This window comes from Microcoleus sp. PH2017_05_CCC_O_A (assembly GCF_020738785.1).
In the GTDB taxonomy this organism is placed as follows: Bacteria; Cyanobacteriota; Cyanobacteriia; order Cyanobacteriales; family Microcoleaceae; genus Microcoleus.
This window is the reverse complement of sequence record NZ_JAEQCB010000139.1, coordinates 1-16,492: the sequence shown is the minus strand read 5'-3', so window position 1 is coordinate 16,492 and position 16,492 is coordinate 1. Positions and strand designations below refer to the sequence as shown.

General features: G+C 46.9%; 17 protein-coding genes and 1 pseudogene. 9 read left to right on the top strand and 9 right to left on the bottom strand.

The window, feature by feature from the left end; genetic code table 11:
- The 5 genes from JGK20_RS26065 to JGK20_RS26045 all read left to right on the top strand — a co-directional run.
- Positions 1-1,396: cadherin-like domain-containing protein (locus tag JGK20_RS26065; protein ID WP_293232633.1), on the top strand; the 1,396-nt coding region annotated here is incomplete at its 5' end.
- Positions 1,362-3,515 carry a hypothetical protein gene (locus JGK20_RS26060; RefSeq protein ID WP_293232631.1) on the top strand — a complete coding sequence of 718 codons (2,154 nt, stop codon included), beginning with the start codon at positions 1,362-1,364 and terminating at the stop codon, positions 3,513-3,515. The genes JGK20_RS26065 and JGK20_RS26060, both read left to right, overlap by 35 nt.
- Entirely contained in the window at positions 3,490-4,713 is a 1,224-nt protein-coding gene (locus JGK20_RS26055; protein ID WP_293232629.1) for a calcium-binding protein, read from the top strand. The genes JGK20_RS26060 and JGK20_RS26055 overlap by 26 nt, the downstream gene beginning before the upstream one ends.
- Before the next feature lie 126 nt (positions 4,714-4,839).
- Positions 4,840-4,989, top strand: coding sequence for a hypothetical protein (locus JGK20_RS26050; protein ID WP_293185191.1), 150 nt, complete (start codon positions 4,840-4,842; stop codon positions 4,987-4,989).
- A gap of 155 nt (positions 4,990-5,144) precedes the next feature.
- A complete protein-coding gene (locus JGK20_RS26045) occupies positions 5,145-5,279 on the top strand; it encodes a hypothetical protein (RefSeq protein ID WP_293232627.1) in 135 nt (44 codons plus the stop codon).
- Between the two features lie 54 nt (positions 5,280-5,333).
- Here the strand turns inward: JGK20_RS26045 and phnE are convergent, their stop codons facing one another.
- From phnE to JGK20_RS26030, 3 genes are all read right to left on the bottom strand, one after another.
- Positions 5,334-6,086, bottom strand: coding sequence for a phosphonate ABC transporter, permease protein PhnE (gene phnE / locus JGK20_RS26040; protein WP_293185189.1), 753 nt, complete (start codon positions 6,084-6,086; stop codon positions 5,334-5,336).
- Positions 6,087-6,242: 156 nt separating this feature from the next.
- Positions 6,243-6,983: a phosphonate ABC transporter ATP-binding protein gene (locus JGK20_RS26035; RefSeq protein ID WP_293185188.1), complete on the bottom strand. Its 741-nt coding sequence runs from the start codon at positions 6,981-6,983 to the stop codon at positions 6,243-6,245.
- Between the two features lie 389 nt (positions 6,984-7,372).
- A complete protein-coding gene (locus JGK20_RS26030; RefSeq protein WP_293185187.1) occupies positions 7,373-8,347 on the bottom strand; it encodes a phosphate/phosphite/phosphonate ABC transporter substrate-binding protein in 975 nt (324 codons plus the stop codon).
- Positions 8,348-8,543: 196 nt separating this feature from the next.
- Between JGK20_RS26030 and JGK20_RS26025 the strand changes: the two genes are divergently transcribed.
- The 4 genes from JGK20_RS26025 to JGK20_RS26010 all read left to right on the top strand — a co-directional run bounded on the left by JGK20_RS26025 (position 8,544) and on the right by JGK20_RS26010 (position 10,678).
- Entirely contained in the window at positions 8,544-9,527 is a 984-nt protein-coding gene (locus JGK20_RS26025) for a threo-3-hydroxy-L-aspartate ammonia-lyase (RefSeq protein ID WP_293213008.1), read from the top strand.
- Between the two features lie 56 nt (positions 9,528-9,583).
- A complete protein-coding gene (locus JGK20_RS26020) occupies positions 9,584-9,889 on the top strand; it encodes a DUF4090 family protein (protein ID WP_293185185.1) in 306 nt (101 codons plus the stop codon).
- A 254-nt stretch (positions 9,890-10,143) separates the two neighbouring features.
- Entirely contained in the window at positions 10,144-10,413 is a 270-nt protein-coding gene (locus tag JGK20_RS26015) for a prevent-host-death protein (RefSeq protein WP_293193382.1), read from the top strand.
- On the top strand, positions 10,400-10,678 hold the full coding sequence (locus tag JGK20_RS26010) for a type II toxin-antitoxin system RelE/ParE family toxin (RefSeq protein ID WP_293185183.1): 279 nt from the start codon (positions 10,400-10,402) through the stop codon (positions 10,676-10,678). The genes JGK20_RS26015 and JGK20_RS26010 overlap by 14 nt, the downstream gene beginning before the upstream one ends.
- Positions 10,679-10,807: 129 nt before the next feature.
- Here JGK20_RS26010 and JGK20_RS26005 read toward each other — a convergent pair whose 3' ends face one another.
- The 6 genes and pseudogenes from JGK20_RS26005 to JGK20_RS25980 form a co-directional block, all read right to left on the bottom strand.
- Positions 10,808-11,227, bottom strand: coding sequence for an EamA family transporter (locus tag JGK20_RS26005; RefSeq protein WP_293185182.1), 420 nt, complete (start codon positions 11,225-11,227; stop codon positions 10,808-10,810).
- A 94-nt stretch (positions 11,228-11,321) separates the two neighbouring features.
- Entirely contained in the window at positions 11,322-12,236 is a 915-nt protein-coding gene (locus tag JGK20_RS26000; protein ID WP_293193383.1) for an NAD(P)H-dependent glycerol-3-phosphate dehydrogenase, read from the bottom strand.
- 114 nt (positions 12,237-12,350) lie between these two features.
- Positions 12,351-12,791 carry an NUDIX hydrolase gene (locus JGK20_RS25995; RefSeq protein WP_293198355.1) on the bottom strand — a complete coding sequence of 147 codons (441 nt, stop codon included), beginning with the start codon at positions 12,789-12,791 and terminating at the stop codon, positions 12,351-12,353.
- Between the two features lie 137 nt (positions 12,792-12,928).
- Positions 12,929-14,155 carry a glycosyltransferase family 4 protein gene (locus JGK20_RS25990; RefSeq protein WP_293185178.1) on the bottom strand — a complete coding sequence of 409 codons (1,227 nt, stop codon included), beginning with the start codon at positions 14,153-14,155 and terminating at the stop codon, positions 12,929-12,931.
- 26 nt (positions 14,156-14,181) lie between these two features.
- Entirely contained in the window at positions 14,182-15,753 is a 1,572-nt protein-coding gene (locus tag JGK20_RS25985; RefSeq protein ID WP_293232625.1) for an MFS transporter, read from the bottom strand.
- A 202-nt stretch (positions 15,754-15,955) separates the two neighbouring features.
- A pseudogene (locus tag JGK20_RS25980) lies at positions 15,956-16,492 on the bottom strand (DNA repair protein RecO C-terminal domain-containing protein); the annotation flags it as partial.

The following is a 16,492-nucleotide window of genomic DNA, read 5'->3' as shown; positions in this document are numbered from 1 at the left end:
CGGCAAAGGCGACGACACCTGCAATGGTGGCGAAGGCAACGATACTGTCAGGGGCGATCGGGGTAACGACAACGTTAACGGCGGCGAAGGCAATGACACTGTTAACGGTGGCAAAGATAACGATACCGTCATCGGCGGTGCTGGCAGCGACGTTTGCAGCGGCGACGACGGCGACGACACCGTAATGGGCGGCAGTGGCGACGACACCGTAATGGGCGGTGCCGGCAACGACAACGTTAGCGGCGACGAGGGCGACGACAGCGTTGTCGGCGGTGAGGGCACAGATACCTTGATCGGTGGCGAAGGCAACGACGTTTGCAGCGGCGACGAAGGAGACGACAGCATTGTCGGTGGCGCTGGTGACGACACCCTGATGGGCGGATCGGGCAACGATACCCTCGTTACTGGCGACGGCAATGACATGGCAGACGGCGGCGACGGTGACGACAGCGTTGTCGGCGGCGGATCTGGCAACGATACGCTGATGGGTAATGCTGGCAACGATACGATCGTTGGTGGTACTGGCAACCATACCTGTACCGGCGGTGCTGGAAATGACGTTTTTGTCATGGATATGGGTAACAATACCACTCCCGGAAGTTCCGTCATCACTGACTACGAAGACGGCTTCGACAAGTTTCTGCTGTCTGGCAGCTTGAACTTTAGCAGCTTGTTGTTTGTACAAGTCGGCCTCAATACCGAAATTCGGCTCAGCAGCAATCAGTTGGTGCTGGCACTATTGTTGAATGTTAGCGCCACGATTCTCAATGCTGGCGACTTTTTGGGAGTTAATGGTAGCTCTCCAACCCCAACTCCAACTCCAACTCCAACTCCAACCCCAACTCGAATAGTTAATACCCCTCCGCGATCGCAAGCTAATAAGACACTGATAGTCGGTTCCGACGGCAACCCGCAAACTATTACTGGTGACTTATTGAAGTTTGTCGATAACGAGCAAGGTGCTAGCGACACAGTGTTTAAGTTAACGGAGCTGCCTGATGCTAAAACCGGGAAACTATTCTTTAAGGGAGCAGATGTAACACAAGTCGGTTTGACCTTCACTCAAGTAGAGATTAGCCTCGGCTTGTTAACTTTCCAAGCTACAAAAGGTTTTACCGGTGCGGCCAGTTTTGGTTTTGAAGTTAGCGACGGCAAAAACATTCTCACCAGCCAGCGTTTTAGCTTCAAAGTCGAGCAAAATGTCTTTAATTTTGTTGGCAATACAACTCCTCAAGTGATTGTCGGTTCCGAGACGCTAGATAACGACATCCAAGGCGGCGACGGCGGTGATGACATTACAGGCGGTAAGGGCAAAAACAAAATTAAAGGAGGTAAGGGCAACGACAAAATTAAAGGCGGCGATGGCGAGAACGATATCGATCGAAGGTGGCGATGACGATGACGAGATCGAAGGTGGTAAAGGCAAAAACAAAATCAAAGGAGGTAAAGGCAAAAACAAAATCAAAGGCGGTGATGGTGAGAATGATATCGAAGGTGGCGATGACGATGACGATATCATCGGTGGTAAAGGCAAAAACAAAATCAAAGGAGGTAAAGGCAAAAACAAAATCAAAGGCGGTGATGGCGATAATGATATCGAAGGTGGCGATGACGATGACGATATCGAAGGTGGTAAAGGCAAAAACAAACTCATCGGCGGTATTGGCAATGACAAAATTAAAGGCGGCGATGGCGAGAATGAGATCGACGGTGGCGAAGGAACCAATACTCTAATTGGAGGCGCTGGTAAGAATCGCTTTATTTACAAAGTTTCCCGCGAAAAGATTAAAACAGTTCTAGATGCTGACTTAATTACTGACTTTAAGGCTGATGAAGATCTCTTAGAGTTGTCTGCCGCAGCTTTTGGCAATCTCAGCCTTACCAGCTTGACTCGACTGGCGATTACGGCTACTTCTACTGTTGGATCGATCGGCAGTTCTAACTTACTCGACTTCAGCGCCGATATCACCGTTACCAGCATCGCTACTTTGCAAGCGCGGTTTGCAGCTTTGGGCGGCAACAGTGACGCACCTACTTTCTGTCAGTTTACAGATGCCGAAACTAACCGTTCCGTGCTGGTATTTGCTGTTGGGGCGCGCTTTGAAATTGTCACCAGTTTCTCGCTGAAATTTAGCCTGCAAATCAGGAACTTTGTCTTCAGCGGCCCGCAACTAAATGTTCCTGTCGGTACTTCCGGCCCTGACAATTTAAACTTCGGCACTTATCCGGCCGCAGTTAATTTCAAGGCTTTGGCTGGCGATGACAACATTGTCGGCAGCAACTTTAACGATACCATCGACGGCGGTGACGGCAACGATACCATCACCGGCGGCCTCGGTGCTGATGTTCTCAGCGGTGGCAGTGGCACAGATCTGTTTGTTTACAACACAACTAAAGAAGGTGGCGATAAAATTGCTGATTTCAAATCTGGAACAGATAAATTCCAGTTTGTATCGAGCGAATTCGGCAATGTGACTACTACTAACTTTGACGGTGTTAGCGGTTCAACTCCTGACATTACCGGCAAAGAGTTAGTCATTTTCACTGGCGGAACCTATGCCAGTCTCGAAGCGGCACAAGCTAAGGCTACAGGAAGTTCTACAACTCCTGGTTTCTTCGCATATAACAATGCTGCGAACGAAACGGTGTTGGTGTTTGACTCTAACGGTACAGCACCAGGCGGTTTCACAACTGTTGCGAATCTGGGTACTGCGGCGGGGACTTTGGGCACAGCAGACTTTGTGTTTACTGGTGCGATCGCAACTTCTCCGACTGGTACTTCTACAAATTCCGGCAGCATTGTAGATTTAACTGCTGCTGGGAATACCTATCCGAGTGCGAGCAATAATTTCGGTTCAGGTGTTGGCGGTTACAACTTCAGCACACCCGTCTTATTTACCGGAGATGCGAAGGCTAACAATGTCACTGGTACTCAATTTGCTGACATCTTCAGCGGTGGTAGCGGTGCAGATATTCTGACTGGCGGCAGTGGTGCAGATATCTTTGTTTACAATTCTCCCGGTGAAGGCGGTGATACGATTACTGACTTTGCCTTTGGGGTTGACAAATTCAAGTTTGCCAGTGGTGCTTTCGGGAATTTGACTACTACTAACTTTGACGGTGTGACGGGTTCAACTCCTGACATTACTGGCAAAGAGTTAGTGATTTTCACCGGCGGGAATTATTCGACTGTGGAAGCGGCGCAAGCTAAGGCTTTGGGCGGTTCTACAACTCCTGGTTTCTTCGTATATACGAATACGAACAGCGAGACGGTGTTGGTGTTTGACTCGAACGGTACAGCGGCAGGCGGTTTCACAACTGTTGCGAATCTGGGTACGGCTGCGGGAACTTTGGGCACAGCAGACTTCTTGTTTACTGGTGCGACTGGTTCTGCTCCGACTGGTACTTCTACCAACTCAGGTAGCGTTGTTGATTTAATTGCTAATCCGGGTACTTTCCCGACAACTGGAGTTTACAACTTCGGTTCTGGTGCGGGCGGTTACAACTGGTACTGAGTTGGCTGATATCCTCAACGGTGGTGGCGGTGCAGATACGATCGCTGGTGGCGGCGGTGCAGATACTATCACCGGTGGTGCCGGTGTAGATATTTTGACTGGCGGTTCTGGTGCAGATATCTTTGCTTTCAAGGCTCCCGGCGACGGCCCGGATACGATTACTGACTTTACCTTCGGAACTGACAAATTGCAGTTTGCTGCGAACGCTTTCGGCAATTTGACTTCTACGAATTTTGTCAGTGCGAGCGGTTCAAATCCTGACATTACTGGCAAACAATTGGTGATTTTCACCGGTGCCAATTATTCGACTGTGGAGGCGGCTCAAGCTAAGGCTGTGGGTGGTTCTACAACTCCTGGTTTCTTCGTATATACGAATACGAACAGCGAGACGGTGTTGGTGTTTGACTCGAATGGTACAGCGGCAGGTGGTTTCACAACTGTTGCTAATTTGGGTACGGCTGCGGGGACTTTGGGCACAGCAGACTTTGTGTTCACAGGGACGATCGTTGCTTCTCCAACTACCCCTGCTCCGACTTCTGGTAGCATTGTCAATTTAGTGACTAATCCGGGTACTTTCCCGACAACTGGAGTTTACAACTTCGGTTCTGGTGCGGGCGGTTATAACTTTACCACTCCTGTCTTGTTTACTGGCAATTCAACTGTGGCGAATAACGTCACTGGTACTGAGTTCTCCGATATTTTGAACGGTGGTTCCGGTGCTGATATCTTCAACGGTGGGGCTGGTAATGACAGCATCTCCGGTGGTGCTGGTAATGACAGCATCTCCGGTGGTGCTGGTAATGACACTTTAATCGGCGGTTTGGGAACAAATGCTCTCAGCGGTGGATTGGGTTCTGATGTGTTTGTGTTCACCGGAACTACTGCTGGTGGCGGGGATATCATTACGGATTACAGCATTGTTGATGATGTAATTAACATTGACAAGATTGCTTTTGCTGGGTTGGGTTCGGGGCCTTTGGGTGTGAATTTCTACCGGTACAGCAGCACTGTTGCTACTGTAAGCGCGATCGAGTCATCCTTGACTTCGCCGTCGATTATTGCTCTCTTCGATAGTGCAGCTAATACTACTAAGCTGTATTACGATAGCAACGGTTCGACGGTTGGTGGCAACAGTTTGTTTGCTACTGTCAATGTCAATTTGGGAGTTTCGGGTAATTCTGAATTGTTCTTGTTCTAAACGGCAAGAATTCTAATCTGAATATCAAGGGTATGCACGGGGATACAGCAATGCTGTATCCCAACAAGATAAGGACACGGCAATGCTGTGTCCTTGTTTTGTTGTTGTTGATTTTCAAACAATTTAGTGGCTTTATTTTGGGTATGGAAACGGTACTACCCTGTCTTTTTTTGTGGTGTTGTTGATGGTGGATACGATCGCGCGATCGCCTTTTTGGGGATTTGTGCGATGGCTTACGCCCCGCTACGCTACGCCGGGATACCGATAAATTTGTAGGAGTGAAGCATTCGGGCGAGAATAGTTGATTCCCAACCTGCGATCTAATACCCGAATGCTTCACCCAGCCCCCATGGGTAAGTCATAATTACCAAATATTGGTCAACCCTTGATGCGCGAGAGTCAATGAATATTTCGCTTTTGGACAGAAAATCTTGGGTTTTTTGTTAAGGTTTGTCGCCAAAATGCGATCGCCCCTACGAGTAATTCGATCGACTTTTGGGGGAAATGTGCGATCGACTATTAGAAAATTAACTCTTCAACCCACGGAGGTGGGTTTGTCTGTGTAGACGCGGTTTCAACCGCCGTCTCTATTACTGTTGAATGATTTTGAATAATTGGTATTACCTCGTTTCCAACCGCTGCCGCCATTTGCTGCTAATAACATCGATCGCAGTCACGACAACTAACAGCACTAACATCATGGTAGTGGCTTTGTTGTATTCAAAAGCTCGAATATAATTGACTAATTCAAAACCAATACCGCCGGCGCCTACGACTCCCAACACTGAAGCCGCCCGGATGTTGTATTCAAACATCCACAGCGTGTAACCCAACGCTAGCGGCAACACCTGGGGGAAAATGCCGTATTGGGCAACTTGCAGCCAAGATGCACCCGCGACTTGCAAGGATTCGATCGATCGCGCTTCCACAGACTCGATCGCCTCCTGATAAAATTTAGCAAGATAACCTATAGTATAAATTCCCAAAGCCAAAGTACCAGCAGGCGCGCCCAAACCAGTCGCGGATACAAACAGCAATCCCAGGACAATTGAAGGAACCGATCTCACCGCATTTTGCAATAAATTAGCTAGCCATTGCAACCACTTTGGTGCTATATTGTGGGCGCTGCAAATCGCAATCGGTACGGAAAGAATTGCGCCGATAGTCGTTCCCCACAAGGACATTTGAACTGTTTCGATTAAGGCATTAATTGCAACATCTATAATTTCGAGATTTGGGGGCCACAAGCGGGACATAAAATCTGTCATGTATGGCCAACTGCTAGCCAATGTTGTGGCATCTATTTCTAATCCCTGCAAGGCCCAGCCATAAATTACAATTAAGATTGTTGTAATACCTGGGGTTTTAATCAAGCTATATTTTTTTGAGAAGTTAGTTGATTTTTTTTCGATCATTTCAGTTGGTTTTAAGATTTATGTACGGCTATTTTTTTTGTTTGATGAAGGGGCTTTTTTTGTGAACCGCAGAGGGCGCAGAGAACACAGAGGAAGAGGGGAGAAGAGGGGAGTTCACACTGCTAGTTTGGGCGGTGTTAGTTTGCTGAATTTGTCGGACAGGTTGTGACATTTGCCATCATAGACTATTTGACCGGCATCTAGGACGATCGCTCTTTCTGGATATCTGCTTGCCATTCCTAAGTCGTGCAATACTACAACTACTGTCATCCCTTGTTCGCGGTGCAGTTTAGCGAGGATTTCCATTACTTGTTGGGCGGCGATTACGTCTAATCCGGTGGTGGGTTCGTCTGCTAGTAAAATCTGGGGAGATTGGATGAGGGCGCGGGCGATCGCCACTTTTTGCTGTTGTCCGCCGCTGAGTTGTCCGGTTTTTTGGTACGCTAGGTCTTGCAGTCCGAAGTTTGCCAGTAATTCAAAAGCTCGATCGCGCTTTTGCTTCGGAAAACCCCACAGAGTCTCCCAAGTATTCAATCCTCCCAAGCAACCACACAGCACATTGTCGATCGCAGGTAGCTGTTTAATCAATCCGCCGCCTTGAAAAATCAAGCCAATATCGCGCCGAATTCGCCTCAATGTGCGCGGAGTTATTACTGTATCGTTAATTCTAATTTCTCCGGTTTTGACGGGAACTAATCCGACAAATGAACGCAAAAGTGTGGATTTTCCTGCACCGTTTAAACCCAGCAGCGCTACAAATTCGCCCTGTTTTATTTTGCAATCAATTCCGTTCAAAATCGGGCGTTTTAGCGAAGTTGAATAAGCTGTTTCTATTTTACTGCATTCGATAGTCATAATAAGAAGGAAGAGGGAAGAGGGAAGAAGGAAGAGGGAAGATTTTTTAATTGTCTTCGCGCGAGAATGAGTAAGAGATACACATAAAAATTTTAGTTTAGCTGACTTTTAATTGGCTGTATTAACTTGGTAAATATTTGTTGATAAACTTTGCCCTTAATATAATTTACGATCTAACTGTTACAATAAAATAGGTTTGTAGTGAGGACTTTAGTCCTTCTTTTTCTGAGGACTAAAGTCCTCACTACGAACCTTTGTTTTACTGTGTAAGGATTTTTGTCCGGCTTTTTTTGCGGACTAAAGTCCTCACTACGAACCTCTGTTTTACTGTGTAAGGATTTTTGTCCGGCTTTTTTTGCGGACTGAAGTCCTCACTACGAACCTTTGTTTTATGGTTCGAGTTTAGCGCGCTGCAAAGCTTGGCGCAAGGTTGCCAAATGGCGCGCATGATCGACTTTTACTAATTTTTGGGAATTGTACAAACTGCGGAACAATTGATTGTTTGCAGGTTCGTTCATTTTCATGAAAGCATTGATCAGTTTTTCGCGCATCGGTGCCGGAATGCGATCGTCAATTACAATTCCGTGGGCTGGAACTCCTGGAATCTGCTGCAAAACTCGCAATTTCTTGCCTTCTTCTGCTGTAATCCAAGGCGGTAGTAAAGCGTATTCGGAAACTGCTGCGACTTCTGCTTGACCTCTTAAAACTGATTGCAAAGCGCTCCCGTAACCATCGCCGTAGGTAACATTTCCAAAGAAACTTTCGAGTCTATCCGGGCCTGAGACTAATCCTTGACCTACTAATTCTGAGACTGGGAAAATAAATCCCGAACCGGAAGTTCGAGAAGTGAAAGCCATTTTTTTACCCTTCAATTGTTCGAGGGTTTGCTTTGCTGAACCTTTGGGCCGCAGTGGACTATCTTGCCGCACTACAAATACAGAATCGTAGGTATTTCCGCCGGAATAATCGCTGCGAACTTCTGCTAAATACATCCGCGCTTTGGCTAATTGTTCTGCTTTTAATGCCGCGCGCCCTGCTACAAATGCGACATCTGCCCTGTCGGCCCTCAAAGCTTCTACAGCAGCGGTTTCGTCGCCGATGACTGCATCAATAGGAATTCCCATTTCTTTGGATAGTATTTGCGCTACTTGATTGGCTTTGTTTTGCAAGTCTGTAGCATCTCTGCGGTTGGCAAATACGATCCTAATGCGACTTATAGCTGCTTGTGCTGTTAAATCTCGCTCGCCCTTTGGTGCTGTTTGCGCGATCGCCTTCTGCCCAACTCCGACTGCATTCGCTGTCAAACCCGCTAGCAGCAACAATCCTGCGCTAGCGCTTGCTAGCACTTTAAACTTTGCATTCATCAATCGATCTCCTAACCTAACCTAAACTATTTGATAATTAATTGCAATAATCTTCAACTTATCCTACAACGCTTTTCGTAATTAGTTGCAATAGTCTATTGATAATTATTTCCGATATGTCATATCATCAAAATTGATTAAGCTTTGACTCTATGTATGATATAATCCCGCCCAAGCACCCCAGGCAGAAAAAAATATGACAGCCAACCTTACCGATAAAAATGCTTTGCAAGTCTGTTTTGCTGATGTGGAGGCGGCGGCAAAGCGCTTACAGGGCAAAGCTTTCAAGACACCGGTGCTGACTTCGCACACAGTCAACAAACAAACCCATTCTCAAGTATTTTTCAAGTGCGAGAATTTTCAAAGGACGGGTTCGTTTAAGTTTCGCGGTGCTTGTAATGCTTTGATGCAGCTATCTGAAACGGAAAAACTCAACGGAGTAGTGACTTTTTCTTCGGGAAATCACGCGCAGGCGATCGCCCTTGCCGCACAATTACTCTCAATTCCTGCTACTGTCGTAATGCCAGCAGATGCGCCCAAAGTCAAGCAAGAAGCGACTCGTGGCTACGGTGCCGAAATTGTTTTGTACGATCGCACTCGCAATTCCCGCGAAGATCTCACCGCCCAAATTGCGAGAGAACAACACTTGACAATTATTCCTCCTTATGATGACGCGCGAGTGATCGCGGGACAAGGTACGGCGGCGATGGAATTGATCGCAGAAGTTGGGGAGTTGGATTTGCTGCTGGTTTGCTGCGGCGGTGGAGGTTTATTGTCGGGATGTGCGATCGCAGCTAAAACTTTGTCTCCCAAGTGTACAGTCATAGGTGTAGAACCGGAGCAAGCAGATGATGCCGCGCGATCGTTCCGCACCAAAACGCTGCAAACTGTTAGCAACCCGGATACTATTGCTGACGGCGCGCGCACACCTTCTTTGGGGAAATTAACTTTTCCTTTGGTGCTGCATTATGTGGACGATATGGCAACTGTTTCGGAAGCGCAAATTCGCAATACAATGTTTTTTATGTGGGAGCGGATGAAGATTGTTGTCGAGCCTACGGGAGTGTTAGCTGCGGCGGCTTTGCTGTCAGGAGTTGTGAAAGCAGAAAATAGCAGAGTTGGTGTAATTGTCAGCGGTGGAAATGTGGATATTAGAGAGGTCGATCGCTTTTTTTCGTAGATGGGGATACTTCTCTGATAAAATGCTCCCACAACAAACTTTGATATCACAGCACAATGTCTTCAGAAACAAACTCAGCAGCTCAATCGACAACTGGTGCAGATGCGATCGATGTGGCGATCGCCTCAGGAATCGATTTTGACGGCACTGCGATTCCGAAAGCAAAATTAGACCTGTACGAGAAAGTAATGGGATTAGAAGCCGGAAGACAGCGCAGCGGCGTGTCGAACACCATGCGATCGCGCATTGTCCGAATTGGAGTCAAACACCTGCCTCAAGCAGAACTCGATCCAATGCTAATTGCTGCCGACTTTGCACCGCTAAAAGACAAAGAAGTTGCGTTTTATTACGGCGGTAAATAGAGCGTATTTATATCATTTTCGGTTGCATTCCTTGGTATGGTGCGTCGTTGCGAGATTTTCAAGCTGATTCCTAGATTTTCAACAGTGACGCACCTTACGAGACTGCGAAACTTCTCCCAGATGTGCGCGATTTTTCTCAAAAACCTAATTTTTTGCATTCAGGACTACTTTTGCAATCCCAAATTATCGATCGACCTCCCAACCCCTGCCGATTTTGCTTAAAATAGACATAACCCAAACTCATAACATCTGTCATGCAAAGCTATACCCTCGCAGAAGTATGCAATCCACAGGGGACAGTCTTTAACCTAGCTGCTGTGGAGCCAGTTTTACTCACAGATAAATCGCAGCCCAGCCACGTAATCATGTCCGCTGATGCCTATCAGGGCTTGATAGAGCGACTGATGGAATTAGAAGATATGCTTTTAGGTTCATCAGCAAAATCTGCTCTGAGTCAGTCTCAAATGGTTGGTACTAAAACCTTTGTAGAAACACTAAAACAACTGGCAAATGGCGAAACTTGATGGTTTACAAACAGTTCTCGACTTTCTCAAGGGTTTGCAACCTAAAATAGCGGCTCAAATTGCTAAAAAAGTGTTAGCGCTGAATGTCGATCCTTTACCTAATGATAGCAAGCAATTAATCGGATATCTGGGTTATTATCGGGTAGATAGTGGCGAGTATCGGATTATTTACAACTTTAATCCCGAAGAAGATTTGGTAGAAATTATTCTAGTTGGTAAGCGTAACGATGATGAAGTATACAAAAAATTAGAGCGCCTTTTCTAAAAAACTCATTCTCAGTGATGCTGCTCTAAATATTGGTAGGGTGCGTCGCTGCGAGATTTTCAAACTGATTCCTAAATTGTCAAGAGCGATGCACCCTACAATACTTTTTTGATAACTCCTATATTTCAACTAAGACGCAAGTATAACTGCAACTATGGCTAGCACAAGAGCGATAATTTGCGGGATTGTAATTGCTTCTTTCAGGAAGAAATATGATAGAAATACAGTAATTAGCGGGTACAGTGATGTAATGCTGATGACGCTGATAACTGGCCCGCTTTCAATGGATCTCAGAAAAATCACCGATGCTACAGTTCCGCAAACACCGATTAATAAAGCAAATACGATTCCTGTAATATTCCCCTCAAGACTCAAGTCTTTACTGCTGGCCAGAATAAATACTGTAGTTAAAATAGCGCCGATTGTTTCATAAACAAAAACTGTTTTATAGTCAATAGATTTAGTTGCTAACTTGCCAAAAAATCCCCAAAAGCCGTATAATAATGAACAAACGAGTGCATAGATTAACCAATTGGGTATTTTAACCATAGTTTCCAGAATTTAAGTAAGTTGTTTGGTGCTGGTTGTACTCGATTTGCGATCGCAGTTGATGAATTTTCGCTAATCGCCACCTGTACGGTTCTTAAATCTCCGGTTTCAAAGCACGTTCCATCAGCGATAAAACAGCTTGTTCTGGAGTAATTTCCCCATTCAGCAAACGGTAAACTTGACGAGAAACAGGAACTTCAATCTCGCGCCGATTGGCTAAATCAATCAACACATTAGTCGTATTAACTCCTTCAGCAGTGCTCTGCAATTCCTGCAAAACTTCCTCCAAAGACTTACCTTTCGCCAATCCGAAACCAACCCGATAATTGCGCGACAAAGCACTATTGCAAGTAGCGAGTAAATCTCCCAAACCAGACAAACCATAAAAAGTTTCAGCGCGAGATCCCAAACGAACCCCTACCCGAATCATTTCCGGCAAGGCGCGAGTTAACAAAGCAGATTTAGCATTAGTTCCTAATTGTAAACCATCGCAAACACCAGCGGCGATCGCAAAAACATTCTTCAAAGTGCCCCCCAACTCAGTCCCCAGGGGATCTTGATTGACATAAACCCGAAAAATATCCGAACTATAAATAGTTTGCACTTGCTTCGCCGCCGCTAAATCCAAACTCGCCGCTACCGTCGCAGCGGGTAATCCTCGCTGAATTTCTTCGGAAAGATTGGGGCCGGAAAGTACGACAATTGGATTATTAGGAAAGGCATTTTGCCAAATTTGAGATGGAGTGCGCGTCGTGGCGGGATCTAAACCTTTGGTGACAGTAACTATAATTGTACGGGGATTTGGATTTAAGGCAAGCAGGCGATCGACTGTTTCGCCAACTCCTTTCATCGAAACCGCCGAAACCACAACATCCGCGCCAGTTATAACCGATTCTAGACTAAAAGAACTGCGGCGCGACCACAAATTTACCCGATCGCCCTTTTTACCTCCCAGATTTGCCAGGGCCGAACCCCATGCACCTCCACCTAATATTGTCAATATTTTCATTGGTAATGGGTAATGGGTAATTGGTAATTGGTAATTGGTAATTGGGAATTGGGAATTGGGAATTGGTTATTTGGTTATTGTCACCAAAACATAACAACTGTCAACTGTCAACTGTCAACTGTCAACTGTCAAACGCGGCCGCAATCCATAATGACGGTAACGCCAATAATCGCGTAAAATGATATCGTGATCGAAACACAATTGCTCGGGAATCTGCCAAGACTCAAAAAGTTGTAAATTTTTAGCATCATCCGCAGCTTGAGGTTCCCCCGTTGCCGCAGCCAAGAATACAATACTAATAGTATGTTGTCGCGCGTCGCGATTTGGATCGGAATAAACGTAAAATTGCTCGATTAATTCTACATTCAAACTTGTTTCTTCTAAAGCTTCGCGTTTTGCCGCCGTTTCTACCGATTCCCCATAATCGACAAAGCCGCCGGGAATCGCCCAGCCGTAGGGAATATGCAGGCGTTCTATAAGTACGATCGGTCGCTGCGGGCGATCGACCAATTCGATGATAATATCAACTGTAGGAGCAGGATTTTTGTAAGTCATTCTGTTGGGAATTGGGCGAAGCGAAGCGGAGGGATTGAGAATTGGGCATTGAACTGGTTCCTAGGCAGAGCCTGGGAACCGATACCCAGAGGCTCTGCCTGGGGACGAGCATTCTTCCTTTTCTTGTTCCTGCTAAATCATGCTAAACCGCGAACTGGCACGCGCTGCCTCTGCAAAACTTCTGCATAAAGCTTTTCCAACTCAGTAATATTTTGACTGAGAGTGTAGCGCTCGATCGCCCGTTGGCGCGCTTTTTGGCCCAGCAGCATTCCAAACTCAGGATGATCGCAAAACAACGGCAGCAAAGTTAGTAACTGACTCCGCACCCGCTGAGTGTTCAAAACTATCCCCGCGCCTTCCTCCAACGCCTCGCCGTCAGCACCGGCATCCGTTGCCAAGCAAGCTAAACCGCAGGCCATCGCTTCCAGCAGCGACAGGGACAATCCCTCCACCAAAGAAGGCAGAATAAATACATCTGCACCGCGCAGAATTTCGATCCGGCGTTCCTCCTCGGCGACAAATCCGAGCCATACAATGCCGTCCTCTTCGCCGTAGGACAGTTGCAGCGAGGCGGCGAGGGGCCCGTCGCCTACGATCGCCAATACGTTGCCAGGGCCAAAATTACATTGTTTCCAGGCCTTCAGCAAAGCCTCAACATTTTTCTCGGGGGCAATGCGGCCTTGATATACAAATATGCGATCGGCTTTTAACTCCGACTTCAACCCCGAAGGCCCGGGCGAATACTTCTGGGCGTCTACGCCGTTGGGAATCACAGCTACCCGTTCTTCCGGCACTCCCAACTTCACCAAAATATCTCGCTGAATGTAAGAAAAGACGATCGTCGAGTCGTAGTTAGCCAAAAACGGAGCGTACAGTTGATACATCAGGTGTTGGGTTCCCGATGTCAAATTCCGCAATTTGCGATCGAACGGCGGGTGAAAAGTCGCCACCAAAGGCAAATTCAATTCCTGACAAATTTCCGGCAGCAAAAAGTCTAGGGGCGAAAGCGTCAGGGAAGCGTGAACAACATCCGGTTTCAGCCGCCGCAAAGACTTCATCAACACTGTGCGGGATTTGAGAGTTGGAATCGTATAAATTTGCGATTTGTAGTGACAGGGTAAAGAAACTTCGTTGCAACTCGCGGGCGAAAGCGAATTGGTATATGAAGTTGGAGTAATTCCACTTCCCCATTTTCCATTTGCTACGCTCCACGCGGCATTATTCCTGTCAATTTGGCCCGCTTCTTGGGCAAAGTGCAGGAAACTGACCTGGTATTCCCGGTCTAATAAGGCGTTAGTGACTTCCCTGGAGTAAGTTACATTACCGCAAAAAGGTGATTTTTTTCCTAGCCAAGCGATGTGCATTCGAGTAAATCAGAGTTTGTTATGTTTTAAATTCGATCGACTTTGCTATTAGTGCTACGGGAAATATACCAGGTTAAGACGCCACCTGCGATCGCCAATCCCGCTAAAGCCAAAAATACCGTCGGCAAACCCAGAAATGTTTCTGCTACTCCCGCTAAAGCTAATGGTAAACTCAAAGCGATATTAGTCGCATTGTTTTGCAGCCCGAAAACTTTTCCCCGCATTTCTTCTGGGGTTTCTGCTTGAATTGTCGTCTGCATCGGCACTCCCACCAACGAAGCAAACAAACCCAACAGGGTAATGAACAGCACCGAGATCCACAAATGGTGTGTAAATGCAGAAATACCCATCAGAGCAACTGCCATACCAACAGATCCGATTAAACTAAGTTGGGAATGAGAAAATTTGTGGCCGAGATAGCCGACAGTCGTCGCCCCAGCAGCCATCCCGACGCCCACCGCAGCCAGCAAAAATCCAAATTGTGACGCTTTCATACCGGGCAGGATTTCTGCCAGCCGCACCGCTAGAACTGCTAAGGCTGCAAAAATGGAAAATAGAATAATTAGTTGAATTAAAGCATTGCGGACTTTTGGCTGATCGTTGATGTAACGCAAACCGTCTTTTAAATCTGCTAGGGGATGCGGCGGTTCGTGTTCGACTTCGTTTTTTTCGCCTGTTTTCATCGACAGCAACAGCACTCCGGCGAAGGCGTAACTTCCGCCGACTACTAATTCTTTGCCGATGCCGAGTCCGCCACCGAGATTGGTAAATAGAGTGTCGGCTAAGGCTAGTAAGGGTTCTCCGACTGCAAAGCCGATAATCACCGAACCCATCATGGTTGTGGTGTAGAGCGAGTTTGCCGATAGCAGGTGGCGGCGTTCAACAATTAAGGGAATTACTGACTGTTCTGCTGGGGCGAAAAATTGAGTTAGGGTGGAAACTAGGAATGTTACTAGCAGCAGCAGGCAGAATCCGAGCGGTAGTTGACCGAGTTCCCAGCCGTCGGAGAGCCACAACAGCAAAGGCAATGTCAAGACGAAGCCTCCCCGCAGCAGGTTTGTGGCTACGAGCACTGCTTTTTTTGACCAACGATCGACATATACGCCCGCAGCAGCCCCAAATAACACCGCAGGTATGGTAAAGGCGATCATGATTGCCGATACCCACCTGCTGATGGTTTGATCTGGCGCTTGAAATCTACTGGCTACCAGGGCGATCGTCAGTACGAGATAAACTTTATCTGCTAGTTGCGAAAAAACTTGCCCGCTCCACAGCGCTAGAAAATTTCGGTTTTTGAGCACCGGCAGAAATCCGGTTTCTTGCTCGGGAGTTTCGCCTGCTGCTTCCGCGAGATCTGCTGCGGTTGCTGCTGTTGACAGCGCGGGGATGGCTTCTGGTTGCTGGCTGTTGCCGTTGTTCCAGTCTGTTTCTGGATTTGTGGGATATTTGTCCATTTCTGGGTCTTGGGCGTTACTCCATTGTCGATCGGCAAAGACGGGCGATGAGTTAAAATCTGGAAAATTTTCTCGTTCTTCCATCTTGTGGTGGGTCACAGCTAAAATAGATCTTCTCAAATCAGTATCGGACAGTCGCATCATAGGATTTGGGGTGGATCGCCTGGGATGGTTGAGCTTGGGGGGGATGGGAATTTCAAATTGAGGCGTTAACCTCTAAATTTAATAACTCGTAACTTTTCTTATTATCTAGTTTTGCAAGAATTTTGAGCATTTACCTGAAATTGCTTACAGGTTCGGATATCCCGCAAGCTGGGTGAGATTTTTACTCCACGAGATTCAAAATTTAAAACTCAAAACTCTCCAAGTACGTGTCGATCGAGCTTCCCGATCGAATCGTGCAACCTAAATGATACTGGGCATATTGCCGCAAAATATTTTCTACTGATATCCAAGTCCCCCGATCGGCAATCCCCTCTCCTAGTTCTGCACTCCCCAACTGTTGCAGTGCAGCTAATTCTTTAGCATTAATATGGAAATTTGTCAAGTGTTTGCTGTCGCTCGTTTGCCGGGAACGGGAGCTGGATCTGTACAGGCTGCCAGTTTGTGAGGAAAGTTCTGCCTCTAGGTTAGCTAGCTCTGGCAAGCTGAAGGTTCCCCCAGAGGGTATACTAAACCCGGTTTGCCAGTTCGGATCTGTGAAATTTGGGATGAGTGGCACTCTGGTGGCACAGCAGACTTGGACTTGGGGCGCGAGGCCTGCTAGGGCTAGCAAGTGAAAAATACCCTGGGCTAGATGGGCGACTAGCAGGGCGGCGGATTCAATTTCTGTGCGATCGGACAAACGCTCCAAACGGCTCAAGTGTTCCCCCAGCAAAAAGAA